The sequence below is a fragment of the Faecalibacterium intestinale genome (assembly GCF_040096575.1).
Taxonomy (GTDB): domain Bacteria; phylum Bacillota; class Clostridia; order Oscillospirales; family Ruminococcaceae; genus Faecalibacterium; species Faecalibacterium intestinale.
In genome coordinates, this window is record NZ_JBBMEN010000021.1 from 14,940 (window position 1) to 38,254 (window position 23,315).

Annotated in this window: 24 protein-coding genes and 1 pseudogene; 9 read left to right on the top strand and 16 right to left on the bottom strand. The window is 51.5% G+C overall.

The genetic code is table 11. From position 1 onward, the window contains the following. Positions 1–409: 409 nt before the first annotated feature. On the top strand, positions 410–3,721 hold the full coding sequence (locus WMO20_RS11685) for an ATP-dependent DNA helicase (RefSeq protein WP_349186951.1): 3,312 nt from the start codon (positions 410–412) through the stop codon (positions 3,719–3,721). 116 nt (positions 3,722–3,837) lie between these two features. Here the strand turns inward: WMO20_RS11685 and WMO20_RS11690 are convergent, their stop codons facing one another. The 14 genes from WMO20_RS11690 to WMO20_RS11755 all read right to left on the bottom strand — a co-directional run bounded on the left by WMO20_RS11690 (position 3,838) and on the right by WMO20_RS11755 (position 15,262). Continuing rightward, the gene (locus tag WMO20_RS11690) at positions 3,838–4,275 is read right to left on the bottom strand and encodes a YaiI/YqxD family protein (protein WP_349186952.1); all 438 of its coding nucleotides are present in this window, start codon (positions 4,273–4,275) and stop codon (positions 3,838–3,840) included. Between the two features lie 17 nt (positions 4,276–4,292). Next, complete coding sequence (locus WMO20_RS11695) at positions 4,293–4,940, bottom strand: alpha/beta hydrolase (RefSeq protein ID WP_349186977.1); 648 nt, start codon at positions 4,938–4,940, stop codon at positions 4,293–4,295. A 79-nt stretch (positions 4,941–5,019) separates the two neighbouring features. Further along, on the bottom strand, positions 5,020–5,490 hold the full coding sequence (locus WMO20_RS11700) for a hypothetical protein (RefSeq protein WP_349186953.1): 471 nt from the start codon (positions 5,488–5,490) through the stop codon (positions 5,020–5,022). Beyond that, positions 5,487–6,281 (bottom strand): hypothetical protein, encoded by a 795-nt coding sequence (locus WMO20_RS11705; protein WP_349186954.1) that lies wholly within the window; start codon positions 6,279–6,281, stop codon positions 5,487–5,489. Before WMO20_RS11705 ends, WMO20_RS11700 begins: the two co-directional genes overlap by 4 nt. Further along, positions 6,281–6,613, bottom strand: a complete 333-nt coding sequence (locus WMO20_RS11710; protein WP_349186956.1) for a protein-tyrosine phosphatase family protein — start codon at positions 6,611–6,613, stop codon at positions 6,281–6,283. Before WMO20_RS11710 ends, WMO20_RS11705 begins: the two co-directional genes overlap by 1 nt. A gap of 17 nt (positions 6,614–6,630) precedes the next feature. After that, on the bottom strand, positions 6,631–8,175 hold the full coding sequence (locus WMO20_RS11715; RefSeq protein ID WP_349186958.1) for a YeeR family protein: 1,545 nt from the start codon (positions 8,173–8,175) through the stop codon (positions 6,631–6,633). Between the two features lie 255 nt (positions 8,176–8,430). Beyond that, positions 8,431–8,799 (bottom strand): hypothetical protein, encoded by a 369-nt coding sequence (locus WMO20_RS11720; RefSeq protein WP_349186959.1) that lies wholly within the window; start codon positions 8,797–8,799, stop codon positions 8,431–8,433. Between the two features lie 4 nt (positions 8,800–8,803). Further along, complete coding sequence (locus WMO20_RS11725) at positions 8,804–9,616, bottom strand: HipA domain-containing protein (RefSeq protein ID WP_349186960.1); 813 nt, start codon at positions 9,614–9,616, stop codon at positions 8,804–8,806. A 63-nt stretch (positions 9,617–9,679) separates the two neighbouring features. After that, positions 9,680–10,051, bottom strand: a complete 372-nt coding sequence (locus WMO20_RS11730) for a TnpV protein (RefSeq protein ID WP_349186961.1) — start codon at positions 10,049–10,051, stop codon at positions 9,680–9,682. Positions 10,052–10,106: 55 nt separating this feature from the next. Next, complete coding sequence (locus tag WMO20_RS11735) at positions 10,107–10,937, bottom strand: DUF6017 domain-containing protein (RefSeq protein ID WP_349186962.1); 831 nt, start codon at positions 10,935–10,937, stop codon at positions 10,107–10,109. 1,052 nt (positions 10,938–11,989) lie between these two features. Continuing rightward, a complete protein-coding gene (locus WMO20_RS11740; protein ID WP_349186963.1) occupies positions 11,990–12,427 on the bottom strand; it encodes a YaiI/YqxD family protein in 438 nt (145 codons plus the stop codon). Continuing rightward, positions 12,424–13,092 carry an alpha/beta hydrolase gene (locus tag WMO20_RS11745; RefSeq protein ID WP_349186978.1) on the bottom strand — a complete coding sequence of 223 codons (669 nt, stop codon included), beginning with the start codon at positions 13,090–13,092 and terminating at the stop codon, positions 12,424–12,426. Before WMO20_RS11745 ends, WMO20_RS11740 begins: the two co-directional genes overlap by 4 nt. A 146-nt stretch (positions 13,093–13,238) precedes the next feature. Continuing rightward, positions 13,239–14,558 (bottom strand): sensor histidine kinase, encoded by a 1,320-nt coding sequence (locus WMO20_RS11750; RefSeq protein ID WP_349186965.1) that lies wholly within the window; start codon positions 14,556–14,558, stop codon positions 13,239–13,241. Then, the gene (locus tag WMO20_RS11755) at positions 14,543–15,262 is read right to left on the bottom strand and encodes a LytR/AlgR family response regulator transcription factor (RefSeq protein WP_349186966.1); all 720 of its coding nucleotides are present in this window, start codon (positions 15,260–15,262) and stop codon (positions 14,543–14,545) included. The genes WMO20_RS11750 and WMO20_RS11755 overlap by 16 nt, the downstream gene beginning before the upstream one ends. Before the next feature lie 237 nt (positions 15,263–15,499). Between WMO20_RS11755 and WMO20_RS11760 the strand changes: the two genes are divergently transcribed. Further along, complete coding sequence (locus WMO20_RS11760) at positions 15,500–16,702, top strand: erythromycin esterase family protein (RefSeq protein ID WP_349186968.1); 1,203 nt, start codon at positions 15,500–15,502, stop codon at positions 16,700–16,702. 415 nt (positions 16,703–17,117) lie between these two features. Beyond that, positions 17,118–17,408: pseudogene (locus tag WMO20_RS11765) on the top strand (tryptophan synthase subunit alpha); the annotation flags it as partial. Positions 17,409–17,515: 107 nt separating this feature from the next. Here WMO20_RS11765 and WMO20_RS11770 read toward each other — a convergent pair. Both WMO20_RS11770 and WMO20_RS11775 read right to left on the bottom strand, forming a co-directional pair. Continuing rightward, complete coding sequence (locus WMO20_RS11770; RefSeq protein ID WP_349186969.1) at positions 17,516–18,025, bottom strand: NUDIX hydrolase; 510 nt, start codon at positions 18,023–18,025, stop codon at positions 17,516–17,518. Between the two features lie 354 nt (positions 18,026–18,379). Continuing rightward, positions 18,380–18,970 (bottom strand): RICIN domain-containing protein, encoded by a 591-nt coding sequence (locus WMO20_RS11775; protein WP_308563777.1) that lies wholly within the window; start codon positions 18,968–18,970, stop codon positions 18,380–18,382. A gap of 225 nt (positions 18,971–19,195) precedes the next feature. On the opposite strand from WMO20_RS11775, the gene WMO20_RS11780 reads away from it, so the two are divergent. From WMO20_RS11780 to WMO20_RS11805, 6 genes are all read left to right on the top strand, one after another. Beyond that, on the top strand, positions 19,196–19,717 hold the full coding sequence (locus tag WMO20_RS11780; protein ID WP_112091559.1) for a nitroreductase family protein: 522 nt from the start codon (positions 19,196–19,198) through the stop codon (positions 19,715–19,717). 8 nt (positions 19,718–19,725) lie between these two features. After that, complete coding sequence (locus WMO20_RS11785) at positions 19,726–20,220, top strand: GNAT family N-acetyltransferase (protein ID WP_118658602.1); 495 nt, start codon at positions 19,726–19,728, stop codon at positions 20,218–20,220. A 111-nt stretch (positions 20,221–20,331) separates the two neighbouring features. After that, positions 20,332–20,625, top strand: coding sequence for a YerC/YecD family TrpR-related protein (locus tag WMO20_RS11790; RefSeq protein ID WP_349186971.1), 294 nt, complete (start codon positions 20,332–20,334; stop codon positions 20,623–20,625). A 90-nt stretch (positions 20,626–20,715) separates the two neighbouring features. Further along, positions 20,716–21,267, top strand: a complete 552-nt coding sequence (locus WMO20_RS11795; protein WP_005925413.1) for a DJ-1 family glyoxalase III — start codon at positions 20,716–20,718, stop codon at positions 21,265–21,267. A gap of 15 nt (positions 21,268–21,282) precedes the next feature. Then, a complete protein-coding gene (locus WMO20_RS11800; RefSeq protein ID WP_349186972.1) occupies positions 21,283–22,167 on the top strand; it encodes a fumarylacetoacetate hydrolase family protein in 885 nt (294 codons plus the stop codon). 150 nt (positions 22,168–22,317) lie between these two features. After that, positions 22,318–23,268 carry an ROK family glucokinase gene (locus WMO20_RS11805; RefSeq protein WP_242983260.1) on the top strand — a complete coding sequence of 317 codons (951 nt, stop codon included), beginning with the start codon at positions 22,318–22,320 and terminating at the stop codon, positions 23,266–23,268. Positions 23,269–23,315 lie beyond the last annotated feature (47 nt).

Sequence of the window (23,315 nt, forward strand, 5' to 3'; positions counted from 1 at the left end):
TCAACAAAAAAGTCACAAATAGATATATGGATTCTATTGCCTTATAAGCCAAAAATCAGATTCATTCAACAATCGTGCGCAAATGCTGCCTAACCGTGTTGAGATTTTTGAATTATCCACCGAGCTTTCAGTAAGATGAGAGAAGTGTATTAAGCACTGCCTCATCAAAACATTTTTAATGCGTTTTTCGTCCCGCTGCCAATTTTTCACTGTGTAAGACTACCACTGGTAACCCTTTTTCTGTATAATAGGGTATGAGGAAATAGAATTAGGTGGAGACGCTTTGCTACTTATTTGTTAAAATCTTCCACAAAATATTTTCGGCAAATTTTTCGCTATCAGTAGCATCAAGTGAGTCAGAGTGTACAGACACGGTTGCTTTCAACCATCGCTGTACAGGGAGGTAAAAATGCTAGAGCAGAAAAGGGAACTGGTTCAACAGCACATCAAAACCCATACGGAGCGTTCAGAAGAAGATGTAGCGGCGGTTAATACGCTCAACAGTTTTTTGTACGCGGAAGGAAAAATCAATACAGACTTTTCATCCAACGATAAGTGGCCGAACCATGACGGTACGCTTGAATTTGTGCCGGACCCCGATCTGGATCGCCGCCCGAAGCAATGCTTCTATGTGCAGATAAAAGGAACAAAAAACTATACCCCAAAGGACGGCGCTATAAAATATCTGCTTCCGGATCTGGCCTTTCCCGCATTTATCTGCAACGAGGTAACACGTGACCCCGGCCTTCTTTTTGTGGTATTAAATCCGAAGGAACGAGGAAAAAGACGGGTGTTCTGGCGCTATATGTCCGTTCAGTTCCTTAATTCCATCGATTTTTCAAAGAACAGCTGTACGATAACATTTTCCCCTGAGAGTGAAATTCTGGACACCGATGAAAGCGTCAATGCGTTTTGCCGAGCTTTGGACCACATTGCGGATCATCATGCATATATCAACACGCTGCGGACGGATGATTATACCGTCGAGAATGTCATCCGACTGATAAAAGACTGCGATGAACAGATTGAAGAGTATCTCATAAATTTTTCCCCCCAGAAGCAGACGCGGGACAAACTGTCCATGCGGCTTCTTACACGCATGAATGATTTGAGCGCGGCGGCATTGCTGCTGAACAGCCTGAAACAGACAGCGGGCGCAACAAGCATCCGTCTGGCGTGGGAACAAGCACTTCTGGACCGGAACACAAAATATCTGAGCGATTTTTATCAGGGAATGCAATTGGTGAATCTGCATATCCCAGAAGAAGGCCAGTCAGAACGGCTAATGCTCAAATACTATGATTTTCTGTGGAGCATTCGGGAGTTTTTGCAAAGAGATTACGACCTTTCCGTTCTGAAGGAATTGGAAAAATTTCCGCTGCGAATCAACACGTTAGATCAAGAATATTATGCCATGGCCGCCGCTACGGTTCAGCAGAGCGATGATGCCAAGAGTTCGTGGAGCAATGTGCGGTACTATGTGCAAAAGCAGGAACCGTTTTATGTGGAAGGAAAGCGTTACTATGAGGTGACGCTGCAATTGACCGGTATCTATGCAACCAAATACAATCGTGTTACAGTTTATACCAGAGAGCGCATCACAACGTATTATTCCGTACAGATTAAGTACATCAATACTTTTCTCACCCTGTGGGATGTGACATCGCCCATCAAGGTAGTCACCCAATGGAAAGTATCCATCGATCCGCGCTGCCTGAACCGACTAGCGGCGATTCTGAAAATGCCGGCAAAGCTGAGTTCAAACTATGGTGAATACCGCGAACTAATGGATTTTCTGACGAAAACTGGTCTTAGCCTGCTGGATCTGATTGACCTGAAGGAGATTAATTTTTCTGAACTGCTGGACAAGGTTTATGAAAAAACTAATACCCATATATTCCGGGAAATCATTACCAGACTACACGATGACTATCGGCGGGAAACCGCGAAGCCGGGCGGGAATGTGATTCGCTATCTCCTGCTGCATCTGCGGGAGGAAACATTGGAGGCAGTCTACCCTGTTTACCATAACAATACCTGGGCAGCCTGTCCGGAACTTCTGCTCTCCAAAAAGTGCGCACCGTTTGACAAGAGCCCATTTATATCTAATTTGGTGGGCAGTAAAACAAACGCACTAGGCCTTACCAGCGTACTGACCCGTGCCGTCGGAAGGGAACGCTGCCACAAAGCGTGGCCTTATCTGTACCTGAAACAGCAGATTGTACGCACCGGGGAGCTGTATTTCCCGGCGGGAACTGAGGCCTTTCCGCAGAGAGTGGCGGAATATAATGAAAGTCTAGATGAATGGGAGCAAAATCAGGGATACGAGATTCGAAAAAACAAGGACGGACTGTATTATATCGACGCCTATGAAAAATCAACGCTCAGTATTCTTAAAAGACTTTTATCCGTATCGCAGTGCAAGAACAATGGTCAGGAAGCGTTCAATGCATACTTTCTGCGCGAGAATGAAGCCTCTTTTACCGATCCACTCAAGGTAAAAGCAGTGAAGAATGCCTTTGTGCAGTCGCGGCTGTTGCTAATCTATGGTGCGGCAGGAACCGGAAAAACCACCCTGATGAATTACCTTTCGGATCTGATGAGCACAAAGAATAAACTATTTCTGGCCAAAACGCATACAGCGCTGCAAAACCTGAAACGAAGGATCAACAATCCGGGCGCAGGAGCGGTGTTCAGCAGCATTGACCGCTTTGCGCGGCAGAGAGAGCAGCCGGACTATGACATCATTTTTGTGGATGAATGCAGCACCATCGATAACCGTACAATGGAGCTGTTTCTTCAAAAAATAAAGCCAGATACGTTTCTGGTGCTGGCAGGAGATATTTATCAGATCGAAGCAATCGAGTTTGGAAACTGGTTTTTTTATGCAAAGGACATCATCCAGACCGATGGTGCAATGGTTGAACTTCTGGATACTTGGCGCACAAAAGACGCAACCCTCAAGGATCTCTGGAGCGAGGTGCGGAACCGGAGAACATTCATTACCGAAAAACTTGTGATTAACGGCCCGTTCTCGGAGGACCTTGGCGAGAATGTTTTCACACAGCTGGCGGAGGACGAAGTAGTCCTCTGCTTGAACTATGATGGAAAATTTGGTCTGAATAATATGAACAATTATTTCCAGAGTGCCAATCCCAACAACCCTGCCTATATCTGGCAGGAATGGCGCTATAAGGTTGGCGATCCGGTGCTGTTCAATGAGACCCGACGGTTCCCCTCTCTGTACAACAACCTGAAAGGCCGCATCGCTGCAATCCAGAAAGAGGCTGACCGGATTCTCTTTACAATGGACGTAGAGCGCTTTCTGACCGAAAACGACTGCCGGAATGAAGAAATTGAGTTTGTTCAAAGCACTCCAACAGGCACACGGATACGTTTTTCTGTTTATGCCTACGAGGATAGCAAAACGGAGGACAACGAAGAACTGCGCAAAAAGACGGTGGTACCGTTTCAGCTTGCCTATGCCATTTCTATCCACAAGGCGCAAGGTTTGGAATATGATGCTGTAAAGATAATTATTCCTAGCAGCAATGCAGAAAAAATAACGCACGGGATTTTTTATACAGCAATCACCCGTGCAAAGAAGATTTTGAAATTATATTGGAGTTCAGAAACGATGCAAGCGGTCATAGCAGGCTTTTCAGAGCAGCGCGCAACGCCAAGAAGTCTTGAATATATCAAGCAGGAACTGGGAGTCTAGTAATTTCAAACGTAAAGGTACTGTCTGGGTAAAGATGCTGTACATATTTACCCAGACAGTTTCCACTATACCACCATAAAGAAAGCTGGATTTCTCCAGCCTTCAAAACATATGTATCAACGGTTACTGCTCAAAATCTTCTCAAGCCCATCTGCAAACTTGACATCTTGCTCCTTCGTTCGCTTTGCGCTCCCTTTGGGATGCTTCCCGGCACGAAGGAGTTTTTTGTTTTCGTATCGCCGCAGCATGAGCGCGTCAATGTTGTCGACTGTGTATTTCAGACCATTCTGATTCAGCACTCGTGCGCATTTAGCAAGGCACATACTCGCCAGCCCGTAGTCCTGCGTTACGACAATATCACCCGGCTTTACCCGGTTGACCAGCGCAAAGTCCACGCTGTCAGCTCCTTTATCGAACACCAGCGTCTGCGCACCTTCACGTTCAATCTGGTGAGAGGTGTCGCACAGGATGATGACCGAGATGCCGAACCGCTTTGCAATCTGCAACGTCAGATCGACGACCGGGCAGCCGTCTGCATCGATCAAAATATTCATCGGCTTTCCTCCATCGTCTACCGAAAGACTTTCGCGGTACGCAAATCAGCGTCCTTAAAGTGCCCGCCGCTGTTCCATTCAAGCGTGCAGTCTGTGCCACGCTCTGCAAGTCGGCTGTGCAAGGTGCGGATGTTATCACCTACCACAGCCATGACGGCGTTTTTCGTGCGTTCCTCCTTGTCGCCAAGGCTCAGATAAATGTGCTGCGTCTGTATCGGGTGCTGTTGTTCAAACTCTATCCAGCCCGGAAACCACACCGAGGGCGAAGCAGCGGCGACACCGTAGAACGAATCGGTCTGGGTGGATGCCCACAGTGCAAACAGTCCGGCCAGCGAGTAGCCACCCAGAATGATTTTGGTGTTTTCCGGGAGTTCAAACTGTTGTTTCAGCACTGGAATGACCTGTTCTGTCAGAAAGCGCAGGGTGTCCGCAGCCTTGCCGCTGAAACCTTGTTTCCCCCACACGGCAGGAGACTTCCACGGAGAAAGTGCATCATTCCAGCTTTCCACGGGTACGGCCGCAAACAGAAAGTTCCGGCCGCTTTGTGCAATAGCAGCCACTTCATGGTCTATGCTCTGCAACTCGTGTTCGCCTGTCATTTGGAGCAGCAGGTATTCTGCATTAGCCCTGCCGTAAATACGGCAAGGTCTGTTCCCGATTTGCATTGTCTGTGCGGTCACTGCGGCGTCCTCCCGAAAAAATTTTGGTAAGCCCAGTATAGCAACTGAAACATCATTTTGCAATTCAAAAGGCGTTCGCATTCGCGGCAAGCAGTGCAAGTTGGTACCAACTTGCGATTTTTGAATTGGATTTTTCAAAATCCAAATTCAAAATGCTTGCTGGGAAATCCCAAACCCTTGAACTGCATCGTGCCGATGCAGGCTGCACGTTTTTGTAAAACGCTTTTCCGGTGCGCCGTAGAAGCGCCTCAACGATGATCCTTCCTTGTTTTTGTAATCGAAGTGTGCGTAGATGCCAGCAGTGGTAGAAAATGTGCTGTGTCCCAACCACTTCAGAACCTGCTTTATGGGAACGACGTTTATCACTACCAGATTGGCGTAAATCGTGGAATTTGAATTTTACAAGAAGCTGCAATTTACGCTTATGAAAAAAGAAGACTGGATTTCTCCAGCCTTCAAAAATATACTGCGGAAGTATTATCCGCTTTGACGATTTAGACATTGTGGTGAGTGTTAGAATTCCACTCTGCATCATGTTGTTTCTAACCGGGTAAATTCTTTTACAATTCTGTCTGTCATTTCATATTGCTCAGCCTCCGTGTAGATGTAGGAAACACGAATGACCATCGTTCCAACGATGGCATAAGAACCAGTATACAGAATGGTATTATCGAAGCCGTGCAGATACTGACACCGGGCTTCTGCATCCCCCAGTGTCCCATATACCTCAATGGCACCACCGCCATCCGAACCCTTGGAAACCGGAGAGGTTCCCTCCACATTGATACCAGTAGCTGTGAAATAAATGCAGGCGGTATAGCCGCCGTTTTCCTTGTTCAGCAATCCGTTTGGATCGTTGTCGGGCGTAACTGCCTGAATCTCAAGAACATCGTCCACGTTTCTGAGCCGGTTCATGACCCATTCTCCAGAAGGAGCGGTGATCTGCTTCAGGATGCGGCCGTTCTCTTCCAGATAGCCAGAAAGTTCCCGAATAGTCTGAATGTCTGTTTGTGTCTTTTTGGCGGAGTTTCCGTTAAAAAACGAGTGGACAACTGCGGACAAATTTGCATCTACCGTGCTTAGCTTGTCAGCAGAAGATGGAAAGCCATCAAGATTTGCAACAGAAGTGGTTCCAATCAGTGCATTGTAAGCATCGGCATGCACATTGTATTCTGAGACAGCCATGTTATAGGCATTGGTCGCTTTCTGCAAGGGCAAAACCGCAAGTGCAAAGGTCAATCCTACGCAAAACAGGAGTACAACCATAATGCCTGCTGCGATCCATACCATTGGCAGCTTTTTCTTAGTAGATTCCATATTCTGCATTAGTTTACAAGCTCCGTTATTCTTTGAATGATTCTTTCGGCGGTATGCTGCTTGAATAGGCCTTCTTTTGCGTAGGTTGCCAGATACAGGGTTTTATCCAGCAGAAGCACAGCGGCAACGCCCTCATTCATGCTGGTGGGCGATGCCGAGAGCGCAGCAATGACCGAGTGTGCGGTTTCGTCTGTTTCAAGAACACGTCCGTTTTCTGAGAGCAGACGGCATAATTTCACAAACGAAAGCGCATCAACGGGAATTTTTGAATACTGAATTTTGCTTTCCTTCACGTTTGGAAACTGTGCAAGAAGGTTGAGCAGATAGCGTTTTTCCTCCATGTGAATTCCTCTTTTCCTCAGTGTATGTATACGATTTCCTGCAGGGATGTTTTCATTTCGGTGCGTACCTCATCTTCTGTCGGAAGTGTAATCTTGGCGCGTGCCCGAACCGTTTCCTCAAAAAGCGGTTCCATTAGATTCGAAGCAAAGGCCGTGCGGTCTTCACTGGAATACATTTCTTTTAGGGTGTCTCCGGTCAGGGCACGCTGAAGTTGTTGTGTAATTGCAGTTCCTTCGGCTTCATTGATGAGATAATCCGTGCTCAGGACCCGGAATTGCTCAGAAATAATATCGTACATCTGCTGGGCATCGCCAGCATAGATCTTGCTGAGAAGTGCATTGCTCACATAGCCGGATGCCGCACCTCCGGCCATGCCTCCCACAAAAGTGCCTACAGTGGTTCCGACACCGGGCAAAAGCGCAGAGCCGACCACACCACCGGCGATGCCGCCGGCTGTTGTGCCCGCCACAGATGCAATGGTGACGACCAGATTTTTCAAAAGCTGTTCCTTGGAGATTCGGCCATGGAACAAGTCCATAATATCGCCAACGGACAGCGCAACAACGATAACGCCGGATGTAATGATCTGATTTTGAAGAATATTTGCAACATGCGTTGTGATCTGACTTGCGGTAAGCGCGGAGGTGTTCTCGCCGAACGCATTGAGAATCGCAGTAGAGACCCCTTTGCCCAGAGATTTTGCAATAGCTTCTGTGGTAGGCTGAAGTGCAGATTTCAGACCGCTTTTGGCAAGCTGGCTAGAGATCACATAGGTGGCAAAAACAAAGCCACCAGCTTTGAGACCATTCAGCGCCGCATTTTTTGTGGCATCCTTAAAGTTTTCTCCGTTCATTTTGCAGGAAACAAAGTCCAGTGCAAAGCTAATGCCAAAAGCTCCTGCTGCTGTGATCACTCCATTTGTGGCATCGTACTTCAAAGAGTCGATGTTTCCGGCTTTAACAAGGTTCTGCGCTTGCTTGTAGGTGTATTTCCCCTTCCGTACAAAATTCACTGCTTCGGACGGGTCAGTCACACCCGGAACCTTGCCGTCGCTGATTTTCTTTTGCATCAGGCGGAGCGCGTCATCGTACTGGTCGTAGGGAACCTCCAACCACATCGCCGTTCCGTCGGACGTGAGATACCGGTAATCTCCAGTAACACTGTCAAAGGCGGCATTCACAGAGCCGCTGGCAGTGGAATAGTACTTGTCCTGAATATAAGTTGTTGTTCCGTCACGGTTGAGGATCTTACGGTCTGCGCCATTTTTGGCGTTGTTATCTCCGATAACAACCGCCTTTTCGCCCCGAAGAACATCTGAAAGGTTGTTTGCTTGCTCTGCTGCAAAACCGTGTCCCTGTGCGGCTGTGAACTTCCTTTCCGCATAGGTCTTTTCAATGGTCTGCAAAGCACCTTGTAAATAGCCACCCATTTCACCGATGGTTGGGCGCTGCTCTTTACTGGCGTATCCGCGCAGTGCAGAAAATGGTAACAGTCCTATCAGCAAACTAACACAGAGCAAGGCAGTAATAAACCGTTGCGATACAGATGTGGTTTTTTCCATTTTTTACCTCAATTGTATTTTAAAACATCGAGAGTGTCTTCTGATAAAACTATACTGCTAAAAGCGAAAAAACGCAACGCTTTTTCAGTGCTCCGTAGGAAGACGCCGACATCACGCATTGTGATGATTACAGGATTTGAAATCCCCCAACAAGTGCGCAGATGTATATACGTCTGCATTGCTTAAGAAAAAAACCAAATCTCAAGCAGTACAGGATGTACGGTAAGATTTGGCTTTTTAACATCAACTGGTTTTCTAATTTTCATTCATGATCCTTCTGGCTCGTCCTCGCGTGGTATCCTCAAAGGTTTCATCCTCGCTGAATCGCAGCCAATAGGGGTCTTCCATTAGGCAGGCGTTGGTGCGTTTGACGATTTCCCAAGCATTGTAATCAGGCAGGCCCATCATTTTCAGGATTTCCTTGCAGTCCATCCGATTTTTCGGAAAAATACGCTTCTTTGCCCAAACCACCACATCGACCAATGGAACTTCACGTTTGTCACCGATGAAAAGGTTCAGTGGAAGGCTGTACTGCGGCACGCCCTTATTTGCGCAAAGAGACTGCCCATCTTCGCTTAGGTGTGCAATTTCTTTTTCATCCATCATCAATTTCAGATAGGCCATTTTATCACCCCATGGCAGCTTTCAGATAGTGCAGACGGTATTTCAGGTACTGACGGATCGCAGATGCTCTTTTTTCGCTCAACAATGCAAGAATAGGCGAAATAGCCTGAATGATTTCTGTATACAGCGTATCCAGATCACCCACAGGCAGCACAGGCTCGTCGATCAGCTTGATCTGCTGGGCGTGGTGGCTGCGGAACGGTTTGGCTTTGTCGAACTGATAACGGAGCTTCGTGTCGGTCAATTCTTCATCCGTTGCCCACGCAAGCAGACTACCGCCATTGTCGTAAATAGGCGGAGCATAATTTTTTCCATCCCGGACGATCACATCAAAATTGTTTTCGTGGCGGTCTTCGTTGCCGATAAAGGCGTCAAATGCCAGCATTTGATAAAGCCACTTCTTACCATATAGTTCTATCGCATACTGGAACAATGCTTCCGGTGAAGCGGCTCGACCGCTGGCAAGGAAATGGGCATCAGCCAAGTCTGCAAAATGATACAGCTGTTCATCGTCCGTTGTGAACTTGGGGCAGACGCTGACCACATCGCAGGAATAGGTCTGAATGTCGGGAAAGAGTTTGGCAGGCATCAGGGCGTATTCCACATGAGACAGACCCAGAACCTGCGCAATCAGCGATGCCATCACCTCAGAATATGGCTCATATCCAGCCGTTCCAGCCTCTGTGATAGAGTTGCCTTTGACCATAACAAGCTGGTCATCCACGCGATACCAGCCCTTTGAGAGCATTCCACGGCTTGTGCGTGTTTCACGTTTTTCGACCAACTGGATTTTTGCAGGGACTTCGATTGGGCTCATGGTATCACGCTCCTTTGTTCCATTATATCATGTTTGGATGGATAGACAAGATGAATCGTGGTTTCATTCTGCATACACGATCTCCCTCACCACCGCCTCCTCCTGCGCTTTCAGCCCATTCATGTGCGCCACCCAGAGAAGCTGTGCGCGCTCTTTGTCCGGCGCGGGGTACTTGTCTAACAGAGTGGTCATCGTGCGTTCCAGCCACGCGCAGGCCGTTTTCTGGACATCCTGCAAATGCGGCCAGAGCGTACCGTTCAGCAGCATCTGGTTGTACAGCATGGGGCGCTGGGTTTTGAGGTAGGCCAGCCGCATCCGGCCATATTTGCCCAGCGGTTCGGAATCATCGGTCTGCGGCAGGGTGAGCAGGGGCAGCTGATACTCCCCGACCGGGGCGTAATGGATCTCGGTGCGGACGGCGTTCGTGTTCTTCATGGAAATTCTCCTTTGCATTTTCAACAGGTGTTGCGTTCTTTGTGGAAAACGGCGCTTACTTCTTCCGATTCTGTGCGGTCAGCCAGTTGCCCTGCGCCTGATAGTAGTGCTCCATCGTGGTGGGGGCGTTCAGGATGGTGGTGCGCAGATAGGCCATGATGTTCTTGATGGGCTGGGTGGTGTTGGACATCACATCGAAGATGTACTCAATGTGTTGGCTGGTCAGCTTGTCCAGCCGCAGCCGAATGGCCTTGGTGGTCTGCGGCTGTTTGCCGACATACTGGGTCTGCCGAGGACAGCAGTACATCTCCACAATGTTGTCCAGCAGTTCCTCCAGCTTGTCGGGGTCGTACCGCTGGGCAAGGGTGTCAATCTCCAGCCGTTCCCGAAACTTCTCCCGTACCTGTGCTTCCATCTGGTCAAAATCTGCGGATTCGTCTGTCTGCCCTGATAGATTAGTACTTTGTCTTTTAGTATTTTGTTTATTAGTATTTTGTTGTGTTGGATTCTCCAACGTTGGAAAACCCGACATTGGATTTTCCGATGATGGTGAATTTGGCACTGGAGCAGGGCGTTTTTCAATCCGTTCTTTCTGCGGCAGTTCAAAGACTTCATAGTTGTAGTCAATAATGCGGCCACGGGCATCACGGACTTTGCTCCGACACAGATACCCGCCATCTTCCAGTTCGTGAACCGCACTTCTCACACTGTCGATGCCATCCCTGCACCCGGTTGTCAGCCCTTTCAGGCTATAATCCCAATCGTCCGGCAGGGAGAGCATATAGGACAGCAGTCCCTTGGCCTTCAGGGACAGTCTCTTATCCTGCAGGTGGTGGTTGCTCATGACGGTGTAGTTGACATTTTTATTGACGCGGAATGTTGACATGGCGGCTTCCCTTTCAGCCCAATGCGGGCAAGAGAAAACGCAGCATCTCCCGGCTTTCGGGAAACGCTGCGTTCAGACAGGGAAGCCTGCTGTGAGCTGGCACAGCAACGGCAGCACTGCATATTTCAATCGCAAGTTTAACGGCAGCTTTCAATCCAAACAGCTTATTTGCGATATACAATTCGCAGTTGTTGCCAACGAATCAAAATGCGAATTGTAATAACGGACATTTAACAAAACTACACCTGAAATGCAGCCGTTGACGGCCCGTGTAAAAAAAGCTTTTTCTAACGTCATTTCGCAAAAAGCGGCTGATTTTTGCCTGCAAATTGCGGTGTGACGTGCCTTTTTGGAGGTTGCAAAAAGGCCCTCAGCTGCCAATGACAGCCGCGAGGAACCAGCTTCATCCAACAATTTCAAAGACTCGAAATCGTTTTGTCCTTAACCGGGCACGTGGGTTCGAATCCCACCATCTCCGCCAACAAAAAGCATCAGCTCAGGCTGGTGCTTTTTTTGCGGCAAAGATGGTGAGGATGAGAACAGGGCGGCGGTCCGCAGACCGCAAGCAATCAGCCCTGTGCAACGACGACGACCGCTGCCTGTGGCAGAAACAGGGAGGAGTTGTTGGGGCAGCGTTCTGATTTTTCAAAGCCCTGCCAAGGGGCTGCGGAAAAATCAGCAAACGCAACCCGTTGCTGTTGCTTAGCCCGCGGGAGAATATCCACCATCTCCGCCAACAAAAAGCATCAGCTCAGGCTGGTGCTTTTTTTGCGGCAAAGATGGTGAGGATGAGAACAGGGCGGCGGTCCGCAGACCGCAAGCAATCAGCCCTGTGCAACGACGACGACCGCTGCCTGTGGCAGAAACAGGGAGGAGTTGTTGGGGCAGCGTTCTGATTTTTCAAAGCCCTGCCAAGGGGCTGCGGAAAAATCAGCAAACGCAACCCGTTGCTGTTGCTTAGCCCGCGGGAGAATATCCACCATCTCCGCCAACAAAAGGCGTCAGCTCAGGCTGGTGCCTTTTTATGTTCTCCAGCCATTAAAAAGAATGTATCAATATTTTTTGCTCAGAATCTTCTCAAGCGTATCTGCAAACCTGACATCCTGCTCCTTCGTCCGCTTTGGGCTCCCCTTGGGGTGCTTTCCGGCACGGAGGAGCTTTTTGTTTTCATACCGCCGCAGCATAAGAGCGTCTATGTTGTCGGCGGTGTATTCCAGACCATTCTGGTTCAGCACCCGGGCGCACTTGGCAAGACACATACTCGCCAGCCCGTAGTCCTGTGTCACGACCACATCCCCCGGTTTTACCCGGTTGACAAGCGCAAAGTCCACGCTGTCTGCTCCTTTATCGAACACCAGCGTCTGCGCACCTTCCCGCTCGATTTGGTGAGCTGTGTCGCACAGGATGATGATCGGAACGCCAAACTGTTTTGCAATCTGCAATGTCAGGTCGACCACCGGACAGCCGTCTGCATCGATCAAAATATTCATCGGCTTTCCTCCATCGCCCACCTAAATGCCTTTGCTGTGCGCAGGTCAGCGTCTTTGAAATGCCCGCCGCTGTTCCATTCAAGGGTGCAGTCTGCGCCACGCGCGGTAAGCCGACTGTGCAGGGTGCGGATATTATCGCCCACCGCAGCCATGACGGTGTTTTTCGTGCGTTCCTCCTTGTCGCCAAGGCTCAGATAAACGCGCTGTGCCTGTATCGGGTGCTGTTGTTCAAACTCCATCCAGCCCGGAAACCACACCGAGGAGGATGCAGCGGCGACACCGTAGAACAAATCGGTCTGGGTGGATGCCCACAGCGCAAACAATCCCGCCAGCGAGTAGCCGCCCAGAATGATTTTGACGTTTTCCGGGAGATTGAACTGTTGTTTCAGTGACGGAATGACCTGTTCTGTCAGAAAGCGCAGGGTGTCCGCAGCATTGCCACCGAAACCCTGCTTTCCCCAAACAGCAGGGGCTTCCCACGGGGAAAGTGCATCGTTCCAGCTTTCCACCGGAATGGCCGCAAACAGAAAGTGGTGCGCACTCTGTGCAATAGCGGTAATCTCGCTTTCCATGCTTTGCTGCTCGTGTTCACCGGTCATTTGGAGCAGTAGGTATTCTGCATGGGCTTCGCCGTAAATGCGGCAAGGTCTGCTCCCGATTTGCATTGTCTGTACAGTCACTGCGGCGTCCTCCCGAAAAAAATTTTGGTAAGCCCAGTATAGCAACTGAAAAATCATTTTGCAATTCAAAAGGCGTTCGCATTCGCTGCAAGCAGTGCAAGTTGGTCAGAACGTTTCCCATATCAAATACACTACTTCCTCACCTGCGCTTCGATCTCTCCGGTAAACTGAAACCATCCATCCTCATAGTCCATAACAAAGTCTGCGTGATACTTGTTCAGAATAAGTTTTATATTGGAAAGCCCGAATCCATGAAGACTTGCATTCGGTTTTGTCGTCTGGATCGTATCATTTTTTATTTCGACCGGAAGGGTCGTATTCCGAACAGAAAACAAAAAGCTTTGTTTTAACACTGCAGAAACCCGAATCACCCGATCGCTCTCGATTTTTTCGCAGGCTTCAATGGCGTTATCCAGCAGATTGGAAAACAGGACGACCATATCCGATACATCAAAAGGCAGAGCCGATAAATCGTTCAGCTCGAAATCAATGTCGATCCCCTTCTGGATCGCTTCCGTTGCTTTCGTATTGAACAGTGCATCCAAGATCGCATGGTGAGAGTTGACGAGGAACGATCGGTCTGTCTGTTCCTTGGATACAGAATTCAAATATTGCTCTGCCGCATCATATTCCTGATTTTGCAAAAGATCTTGAAGTGTATTGAGATATGCCTGAAAGTCATGTACCTTATGGCGCTGAGCCGTATAGAGCTGACTTGCGGCTTCCATATTTTTAGCCTGAAACTGGAGCTGCTGTTCCAGCGCCAAAACTCTTTCCTGATTTTCAACGGTCTTTTCCATTCGTTCCAAAAGATACAGCACTGCCACATTTGCGGCAAAAATCAAACCGCATACCGCAGCAATCACCATTTCGCTTGCGCTTTTACCAGTCGTCATGTACAGCAAAAGCACCAGCATCACAAAAGATGTTCCCGGAAACAAAAAATAAAGACCTGATTTTACGCCCGTCAGCTTGTTGGGGGTTCTCAAGCTCCTTCTTCTCCGCATAAGCTTTCGAAATGTGTATGCCAGAAAAAGCTCTGCCGAATAGTTGATAACTCCATAGCTTATCATAAGCGGAAAACTTGTTTGAAAGGACGCTCCGTCCATTCCGCAGATAAAAGCACCTGCCATGCCAAGCCCAAAAGACAAACAATAGGTTATGAGATATTCTATACAGACTAAGAGCAGCAGCATTCCGCTGGAGATCTCTCTATACAATGCTCTTGCGCTCAATGTGTACGACAAAAGGATCATGCCGATCTTTATAGCCGGATCTCGGCCAAAGAAAACAAGCGGAACTTGCAGGATCCAGAAATTCAGAGCAACAAGGCACCCGATGCCCAACGTAAACTTCCAATTATCCCATCGTCTTTGGGCAAATGCATCCAAAAAGAAGATCAAAGACAGTGTATCGACCACCGTATAAAGAAAGCTCAAGAGATCGCCCATCGATTTTTCCCTCTCCACTTCAAGTAATGCTGTTTTAATTCCTTGTGGCTTTTAGCGCTTGAGGGCAAAACGATCCCTCCGCGTAAGTGCACCTTTTCATACTGCATCTGTTCGATGTACTCCATATTTACCAGAAAGGACTTTTGGATACGCAGAAACCCAAGGTCTTCCAACTTTTCCGATAAATCTGTCATATTTCCATAAAACCGATATTCGGTCCGTTCGTCGTGGATCAGGTGCATGATAACGATCCTCAGATTTGACTCCAGATAGAGAATATGATTTACCGGAATATCGATCAATTCCGAATTGACGGAGATCGTAATGATTTGTTTTTTTCGGACCACTTCTTTGACTGCATCCTCAAAATAGGGTACCAGTCTTTCCTGCATATTGGTTTTCAAAAGATACCGAAACGCCTGTACTTCAAACCCTTCCGGCGCATACTGGATGAAGTTGGTCAGAAAAATGATCACGATCCCCGGTTTTTCTTTCCGAAGTCTCCACGCCAGATCGATGCCGCTGAAGTCTCCCATATCGATATCCAGAATCGCGATATCGTACCCCGCAAGGTCTTTGATCGCACAGGGATCATCAAACAGGTGAAACCGCACCTGCATTCCATTTTCTGCGCAATGCTTTTGGAGCAGCTCTGAAACCTGCTCTGTAACACGCCACTCATCATCACAGATCAATACATTCATCTGAAATTTCCCCCAAGATAAACGAATCGGCTTTTGGTTATTCAAAATATCTCATCCGCTCTCACAGCGATTATAATACGATTAGGTTGAAATCGCAAATAGTGCACTCTATAGGACAGAGCCGTGCCTTTTCATGACAGAAAAACCGTTTTTCGTTACCATAATGTGGATTTTTTCGTGGTATGAGCGTAAAACAAAACCGCCTTCCCGCATTATAAAATACCAAGGAGTGTCGTCATGAAAGCACCGCAATATAACAGCAGTTTGCGCAAGAGGTTCCTCACTTTCGCAGCTGCTCTTGTCCTTCTTTTCGCTCTTGTGTTTGAACTTTATCCAAGAAGCTCTCAGATCATCGATCTCTCCACCGGTTCCGGGCTTTCCAGAATGCTCCGATACGATGACGCGCAGGTCTATATCTTTGGCGAGATTCATCGAAAAGTAGAATACCAAAAGTTCCGCAATGTGCTATTCAAGTATCTTGTGGAGAAAAAAGGTGTGCGTGTCCTTTTGATGGAGCATGGCTATGCAAGCGGCTTTATCGAAAACGAAACGATACAGAACCGGATGACCTTTTCCGATGCGTTCGATCAGTTTACGATATCCCAAGAGGACTACGAATTATTCCGGTGGATGTCGGAATTCAACCGAAACAGACCGGACAATGATAAGATCTCCATCGTTGGCGCAGATATCACGGATTCGATTGAGATGCTCTGCACCTTCTGCAAGTATCTTCTGAAAGATTGTGATTTTTCAGCAGCAGACAGAGAGACACAGATGCTTTTGATCGGCATCCAGAAATGCCGGTTGCAGCAGCGTTTTCAAAACAGTCTGCTGCCACAGCTGATCGAGCAGATGCAGACTCGGCCGGAACAGCTCGAATTAGTGCTGGGCGATAAGATGATCCATCTGGAGCGTGCTCTTCTGGGCTGGCAACAGGAGCTGACGTGCAATGAACTGAACGATTATCAGGCAGAGCTTCAACATGGCGGCAAGGCTATGGCTTATCGGGAGGATGCCCTGTATGCAAATCTCCAGCGAATCTATCAGGAAAATCCAACTGCAAAGTATTTCGGTTCGTTCGGGGCAGCACACGTCCAAATGACACGCTATGTTGGCGATGGAACGGTTTATTGGATCGATGATTGTTTCGTTTCACGGATGGCTGGTGAAGAAAGCTTCCTTGACGGCAAACTGACCGTCATTGACGGCATCGTGACCCATGAGATCGGAGATCTGGGCGAATCTGATACGAACCATATCATCTTGTATAATACCGCCCGCGCAAAGAACCCCGCCGCTGAAAACGGAAAGTTCTTTGCGGAAGCCCCTGACATCCCGGATGAAAAAATTGCGCAGTATGCAATATTGTTTGAGCACCCGGATCAGATCACAAGCAGCGAGGAGCATCCGGGCTGGTATTGGCTCAGCCATAGGTAAAATTTTCCCAAAGCAAAATTTGGTATTGGCAAATCCCAAATCCGTGCTTTAATATAGGCAAATTCAATACACTAAACCGTTGAAGCAGAGATAACGGCGAACCATGCCTGTACAGAGAGCCTGCGCAGCTGAGAAGCAGACCGGAAACAGTTCGTCAAGGAAAAGGCGGCCTTGCGTCGCTTTTTCCTGAAATGGACCGCTGAGGGTGCAGGGAACTGCGGTGCTTTTGCCGCACAGTATTCTGCAACGTAGGGCATACGTCAGTTGCCGGGGATGTGTTGGCATCCCGCCAAGTGCATGGGGTCGTTCCCATGAAGTCAGGGTGGCACCGCGGATCAAAGGCCAAGCTTTATTCGTCCTTGACAGAAGAAGGTTTCTTCTGTCAGGGGCGTTTTTCTTTTACACTCCTCCGGCAGAAGCGCCGGGCTTTTTGTATATCGTGTCCAGCCTTGGCGTCACCGGCACCCGCAGTGAGATCAAAACCGACCTTGCCGCCATTGTAAAGGTGGTGCGGGAGAACACCAAGACGCCCTGCGCCATCGGTTTTGGCATCTCCACCCCGGAGCAGGCCGCAAAGATGGCAGGCATCGCCGATGGTGCCATCGTCGGCTCGGCCATCATCAAGCTGCTGGAGCAGTACGGCACTGCCGCACCGGAGCAAATCGGTGCCTACGTCAAACGCATGAAGGACGCCGTGCGTGGATGACCGCGCACAAACAAAGAACATAAATAAAAGCATCGGCAGCTTCCGCTTCTGAACCTCAGAAAACCAGCGGAGTCTGCCGATGCTTTTTGTTCTTTTTTGCAGCTTGCTCAGACGATGCGGTTGCCGTCCAGCACGGCCTGCTTCAGGGTGTCGCCGTCATACACCAGCTTGAGGGAAAAGTAGGGATGCTCTTCCTCCAGCAGACGGAAAAAGAGCTTATCTCCCTCCCAGATGGGCAGCGTTTGCACCTCAGACTTCTGCACCCACTGCAGTTCGCCCTCGGCGCAGGCATCACCCCGGATCATCTCGCCCTCCCACCGGTCGGCGGTGTACAGATGGATGAACTCGGTCATGTTGCCCCACACAAAGGTCAGCAGTCCCCGGGCGCGGTAGCGCGTCAGGGTAAGGCCGGTCTCCTCCCGCACCTCCCGCACAAGGCAGTCCTCCGGGCTTTCAAACCGTTCAAATTTGCCGCCCACGCCCACCCATTTGTCGTGGTTGTAGTCATCCTGCTTTTTGATGCGGTGCAGCATCAGGTAAGCGTCCTCCCGCTCCAGATAGCAAAGGGTGGTGCTGAAGATGGGAAATTCCGGGTCCATAAATGCGCCTAAGTTCATGTGGAGTTCTCCTTTTTTGTCCGATGTTTTTTCGCCAGTATGTTCGCCCTCTCCGTCTGCTCACTGCGTTCGCATCCACACTCCCCCTTTTGTCGCTGCGCGACATCTTCCCCCGGTGCGGGGGAAGTCTTTCCTCAAAGGGAGAGGCCTTGGCAAAGAGATGAAGTTTGTGTGGACTGCCAAGGGCTCCCACTTTGGGGGAGCTGGCATCGCGTAGCGATGACTGAGAGGGCGAGACCGCTGACCGTATCTCTTTTCATAAGAAAGGGCTGCTGCATGAAACGCTGTGCAGCAGCCCTTTGGGAAGTGTCTCCGCTGCGGATGCCCACAAAGCAGCGGATGCGCTTTTGTTCGTTATGCCTTGCGTCCGGTGCGTCCCTTGCCTGCGCTGTTCAGCTTGCGCACCAAATCGTTCTGGTGCTTGCGCTGGCTGGGGGTGGGCTGGGGGTCTTTGGCTTCCCCGGCACGCTTGCCGGCCTGGGCAGCGTCGGGGTCGATGCGCTCCAGCGTCCACTCCTGATTGCCGCCCGCCACATAGTTCCAGATCTGCGCCTGCGCGCCGTTGGCAGTGTTCATGCCCACAAGGTCGATGTACTTATCCGACAGCACATTGCGGATGCGGGTGCGTCCGCTGCGGGTAGGTTCCAGTGCCCAGCACTGGCTCAGCCCGCTGGTGCGGCTCCACTGGTGCAGCCATGTGCCCTCCACCACGCCGCCAAGTGCCAGATCGATCATCTTGCCGGTAAAGCGGTTCTGGATGCGCCAGCGTCCCTCGCCCGCGTCCACAAACTGCCACTGCTGCCACGGATGCCCCGCATAGCTCCACAGCTGGATGCCGGCGCCGTTCTCCGTGTTGAAATCCTTTACTTCCAGTACCTTCCCGTTGGGGGACTTGATGATGTAGTATTCCCCTTCCATAATGACGACCTGCGATGCCTTTGCCATAGAGCACAACTCCTTTCCGCTATGGTAGCCCTATTATACCCGATTTGCCCGCTGGCAACAAGAATGCTTTTCCATAATCTTTCTTTTATTTTTTGTGCATTCTGTCGTGTTTTTGCAGCGCAAACGTTTTCGGAAGCCAGCAATGTTTTTTACCGGCGGGCACTTTGCACTCCGGCGCAGGTTGTGGTACAATAAAGCCATCCACTATTAAGGAGGGGATCTTTCATGACCAACGAGACTTTACAAACCATTCACAGCCGCCGCAGCTGCCGCGCCTACAAGCCCCAGCAGATCACGGATGCAGAGCTTGACGCCGTGCTGGAGGCCGGCACCTACGCTGCCAGCGCTATGGGACGCCAGAGCGCTAAGATCGTGGTCGTGCAGGATGCCGCTACCCGCGCCCAACTGACCCGGATGAACGCCGCCGTCATGGGTGCCGACAGCGACCCCATGTACGGCGCACCCACCATTCTGGTGGTGCTGGCCGATGCCCACGCAAACTGCGCCGTGCAGGACGGCAGCCTTGTCATGGGCAACCTGATGCTGGCTGCCGCATCGCTGGGGCTGGGCAGCTGCTGGATCAATCGTGCCCGGGAGGAGTTCGACTCCGCCGAGGGCAAGGCACTGCTGAAAAAGTGGGGCATCGAGGGGGACTGGATCGGCGTAGGCCACTGCATTCTGGGCTACCCCGCCGCCGAACCCAAGCCCGCCGCGCCCCGCAAACCGGATTACATCGTAAGAGTATAAGGAGTTTTATGAAGCCTGATTACAAGCTGGTCGCAAAGGCCAAATACATCCACAATACTGCCGACCTTGCCAGCGAGCTGTGGCACGAGGTCTACAAGCGCTACTACCCCGCAAAGCAGCTGGACACTCTTGTGGAGGAGCTGCAGAGCGCCGACGCCATTGAAGAGGACATCGACAACGATGTGAACTATTTTCTGGTGTTTCTGGGGGGCAAGCTCATCGGCTACTTTGCGTGGAAGATGGAGAACACCGCCCTGCACCTGATGCACCTGTACCTCAAGCCGGAATACCGCGGCAAAGCCATCGGCAGGGACATCGTGCAGACCTGCGAGCGGCTGGCCAAGGGCGAGGGCAAAGGCCGGGTGTGGTGCACCATCCACGCCAAGGCGCTGCCGGTGCAGCAGTTCTTCAAGGCGCTGCGCTACCGCGAGCTGCGCCCCGCCGAGCAGGAGACCGGCACCGTACCCCGCAACGAGCTGGTGTATGAGCATACCCTGAGCTGATTTCCGAAAAATCACAAAATAGCCATTGAAATTTATCCGCGTTTGTACTACACTGATGTAGTGTAATAAAGCCGCTGTCTGCGGGCATTCTGTGCAAAAAAGGAGACTATCATGGCGAAAGATCATCCCACCGGCAACTCCGGACTGTACCGGGCTTTTCTGCAGCTCAAGACCCCGGAGGAATGCTATCGTTTTCTACAGGACGTGTGCAGCTATTCGGAGCTCAGCGCAATGGAGCAGCGCTACAACATTGCCGAACTGTTGGCCGACAAGTGCATCTACACCGAGATCATGGACAGGACCGGTGCGTCCAGCGCCATCATCAGCCGGGTCAGCCGGGTGCTGAGCGCGGACGACAGTGTGCTGCGTGCGCTGCTGGAAGCTGAAAAAAAGGCCGCTGACTGATCCAAAGGCCGCGTACCGCCAAAAGGGCTGTTGCCCAAAGCTGCGGCACGCGGCTTTTCTTTTTGATATTTGATATGGGAGGTTATTCTTATGGCAAAAGCTGTTGTATTTTTTGCGGAGGGCACCGAGGAGTGCGAAGCTCTGCTGGTGGTAGATCTGCTCCGCCGCGCCAAGGTGGAGGTGCTGGTTGCCAGCGCTTCCGGCAGCCGGGAGATCCTGAGCAGCCATAAGGTGCATATCACCGCCGATGCACTGGCGGAGGAAGTCGATTATTCCGACGTGGATCTGGTGGTGCTGCCCGGCGGCATTCCCGGTACGCCGAACCTTGCCGCCAACAAGACGGTGACCGACACCTGCGTTGCCTTTGCAAAGGCAGGCAAAAAGGTAGCCGCCATCTGTGCTGCGCCCAGCGTGCTGGCAGCACTGGGTCTGCTGGAGGGCAAAAACGCCACCGCTCACGCTGCATTTCAGGACAAGCTGGCGGGTGCCCATGTGCTGGACACCGAGGTGGTCGTGGATGGCAACATCACCACCAGCTACGGTCTGGGCGGCGCTATCCCCTTTGCGCTGGAGCTGGTGCGCCAGCTGGCCGGAGAAGCGGAAGCCGACCGCATCCGCAGCGCCATCGCCTACCGGCACTGAGAGGAGGGGCACTGTATGCGTTTTGTCACCTGCCGCCTGCCGGACGGTGTGGAGGACCCCGCCATCCTCTCGCAGGACGGCACACAGGTCTGGCCGCTGAGCTGGCTGGGGCTCTCCTACGAGACCCTGTCCGACGCCATCCCCTTTCTCACCCCGCAGGTGCGGTTCGGTTTGCAGCTGGCCATCAGCGGCATCCCCGCGCTGCCGGTGGAAGCCGTCACCCTGCAAAGCCCCATCCCCAGCCCTGCACAGGACGTAGTCTGTCTGGGCATCAACTACATGGCACACTCGGACGAAGCCGAAAAGTATTCTGCAGACGCCTTTGCCACCCAGCATCAGGACGCCATCTACTTCTCCAAGCGGGTCAGCCGCGCGGTACCGGACGGCGGCTTCATCGAGGCACACACCGACCTTGTGCAGAAGCTGGACTACGAGTGTGAGCTGGCGGTGGTGCTGGGCAAGGACGCCAAGGATGTGCCCGCCGGGCAGACCAAAGACTATGTGTTCGGCTACACCATCCTGAACGATGTCTCTGCCCGGGACGTACAGACCGCCCACAAGCAGTGGTACTTCGGCAAAAGTCTGGACGGCTTTACCCCCATGGGGCCCTGCATCGTCACCGCCGACGAATTTGACGCCTACCCGCCCGCGCTGCCCATCCGCAGCCGGGTGAACGGCGAACTGCGGCAGGATTCCAACACCAAGCTGCAAATTTTTGATATCGACCATGTCATCCACGAGCTTTCGCAGGGCATGACCCTGAAAGCCGGTACCATCATTGCCACCGGCACCCCTGCCGGGGTGGGCATGGGCATGGACCCGCCGCAGTTTTTGCACCCGGGCGACACCGTGCAGTGCGAGATCGAGGGAATCGGCACGCTGACCAACACCGTGCGCTGAATCTACTTGTGGAACTGCCCAAAATTTTACATGGATTTCAGTCCGATTGCACGAAATGCCGCCGCAGCACTGCTCTTTTGCGGAAAAATATGGTATACTATAAAATACTGATAAAAAATGCGGCGCATCCGCATCAAAGGGGTAAATGACATGAAGGAATACGCATTTGGCATCGATCTGGGCGGCACTACTGCCAAGGTCGGCCTGTTCACCACCAGCGGCAAGCTGCTGGAAAAGTGGGAGGTAAGCACCGATACTTCCAATAATGGTGCTCACATTCTGGAAAATCTGGCTGCTGCCGTGCAGCAGAAGATGCAGGAAAAGGGTCTGTCCGCAGACGAGGTCGAGGGTGTCGGTCTGGGCGTGCCCGGCCCGGTGCTGGATTCCAGCATCGTGCCCATCGTGTGTGCAAACCTTGGCGGCTGGGGCAACCGCAACGTGTCCATTGAGCTCAGCGAGCTGCTGGGCGGCATCCGGGTGCTGGTGGGTAACGACGCCAACGTGGCTGCGCTGGGCGAGATCTGGATGGGCGCGGCACAGGGCTGCCGCAGCGCCGTCATGGTCACGCTGGGCACCGGCGTGGGCGGCGGCGTCATCGTGAACGGCAAGGTCATCGATGGCGCTCACGGTGCCGGCGGCGAGATCGGCCACATCACCGTCAACCCCCACGAGACCGCCGTCTGCGGCTGCGGCAAGCGCGGCTGTCTGGAGCAGTATTCCAGCGCCACCGGCGTTGTGCGTTGCATGAAGAAGCTGCTGGACGCAAACCCGGACACCGCCTGCACCCTGCGCGGCAAGGACTTTGAAGCCAAGGACGTGTTCGACGCCGCCCGCGCCGGGGACGCACTGGCCGCCCGCGAGGTGGACGAGATGGCTTCTACGCTGGGCATGGCACTGGCCAACATTGCCGCCACCACCGACCCCGAAATGTTCATGATCGGCGGCGGCGTGGCCCGCGCCGGGGAGATTCTGTTCAACCCGCTGGTGCGCCACTACAAGGAGTACGCCTTCCAGTCCTGTAAGGAGACTCCCATCAAGGCCGCCAGCCTTGGCAACGACGCCGGCATCTACGGTGCCGTGCGCCTGATCGTGGGTGCCTGATAAGGAAAATAGCCCGCCTTCACCGTACCGATCGGGCAGAAGGCTGA

Excerpts from the sequence above, each read along its gene's own strand:
- WMO20_RS11730 (WP_349186961.1), bottom strand. The coding sequence starts at position 10,051 with ATGAAGAACACGAACGCCGTCCGCACCGAGATCCATTACGCCCCGGTC.
- WMO20_RS11705 (WP_349186954.1), bottom strand. The coding sequence starts at position 6,281 with ATGCAGAATATGGAATCTACTAAGAAAAAGCTGCCAATGGTATGGATC.
- WMO20_RS11760 (WP_349186968.1), top strand. The coding sequence starts at position 15,500 with ATGAAAGCACCGCAATATAACAGCAGTTTGCGCAAGAGGTTCCTCACT.
- WMO20_RS11720 (WP_349186959.1), bottom strand. The coding sequence starts at position 8,799 with ATGGCCTATCTGAAATTGATGATGGATGAAAAAGAAATTGCACACCTA.
- WMO20_RS11790 (WP_349186971.1), top strand. The coding sequence starts at position 20,332 with ATGGCGAAAGATCATCCCACCGGCAACTCCGGACTGTACCGGGCTTTT.
- WMO20_RS11690 (WP_349186952.1), bottom strand. The coding sequence starts at position 4,275 with ATGAATATTTTGATCGATGCAGACGGCTGCCCGGTCGTCGATCTGACG.
- WMO20_RS11700 (WP_349186953.1), bottom strand. The coding sequence starts at position 5,490 with ATGATGCAGAGTGGAATTCTAACACTCACCACAATGTCTAAATCGTCA.
- WMO20_RS11715 (WP_349186958.1), bottom strand. The coding sequence starts at position 8,175 with ATGGAAAAAACCACATCTGTATCGCAACGGTTTATTACTGCCTTGCTC.
- WMO20_RS11750 (WP_349186965.1), bottom strand. The coding sequence starts at position 14,558 with ATGGGCGATCTCTTGAGCTTTCTTTATACGGTGGTCGATACACTGTCT.
- WMO20_RS11805 (WP_242983260.1), top strand. The coding sequence starts at position 22,318 with ATGAAGGAATACGCATTTGGCATCGATCTGGGCGGCACTACTGCCAAG.
- WMO20_RS11735 (WP_349186962.1), bottom strand. The coding sequence starts at position 10,937 with ATGTCAACATTCCGCGTCAATAAAAATGTCAACTACACCGTCATGAGC.
- WMO20_RS11755 (WP_349186966.1), bottom strand. The coding sequence starts at position 15,262 with ATGAATGTATTGATCTGTGATGATGAGTGGCGTGTTACAGAGCAGGTT.
- WMO20_RS11745 (WP_349186978.1), bottom strand. The coding sequence starts at position 13,092 with ATGCAAATCGGGAGCAGACCTTGCCGCATTTACGGCGAAGCCCATGCA.
- WMO20_RS11785 (WP_118658602.1), top strand. The coding sequence starts at position 19,726 with ATGAAGCCTGATTACAAGCTGGTCGCAAAGGCCAAATACATCCACAAT.
- WMO20_RS11800 (WP_349186972.1), top strand. The coding sequence starts at position 21,283 with ATGCGTTTTGTCACCTGCCGCCTGCCGGACGGTGTGGAGGACCCCGCC.
- WMO20_RS11780 (WP_112091559.1), top strand. The coding sequence starts at position 19,196 with ATGACCAACGAGACTTTACAAACCATTCACAGCCGCCGCAGCTGCCGC.
- WMO20_RS11695 (WP_349186977.1), bottom strand. The coding sequence starts at position 4,940 with ATGCAAATCGGGAACAGACCTTGCCGTATTTACGGCAGGGCTAATGCA.
- WMO20_RS11775 (WP_308563777.1), bottom strand. The coding sequence starts at position 18,970 with ATGGCAAAGGCATCGCAGGTCGTCATTATGGAAGGGGAATACTACATC.
- WMO20_RS11725 (WP_349186960.1), bottom strand. The coding sequence starts at position 9,616 with ATGAGCCCAATCGAAGTCCCTGCAAAAATCCAGTTGGTCGAAAAACGT.
- WMO20_RS11685 (WP_349186951.1), top strand. The coding sequence starts at position 410 with ATGCTAGAGCAGAAAAGGGAACTGGTTCAACAGCACATCAAAACCCAT.
- WMO20_RS11795 (WP_005925413.1), top strand. The coding sequence starts at position 20,716 with ATGGCAAAAGCTGTTGTATTTTTTGCGGAGGGCACCGAGGAGTGCGAA.
- WMO20_RS11710 (WP_349186956.1), bottom strand. The coding sequence starts at position 6,613 with ATGGAGGAAAAACGCTATCTGCTCAACCTTCTTGCACAGTTTCCAAAC.
- WMO20_RS11770 (WP_349186969.1), bottom strand. The coding sequence starts at position 18,025 with ATGAACTTAGGCGCATTTATGGACCCGGAATTTCCCATCTTCAGCACC.
- WMO20_RS11740 (WP_349186963.1), bottom strand. The coding sequence starts at position 12,427 with ATGAATATTTTGATCGATGCAGACGGCTGTCCGGTGGTCGACCTGACA.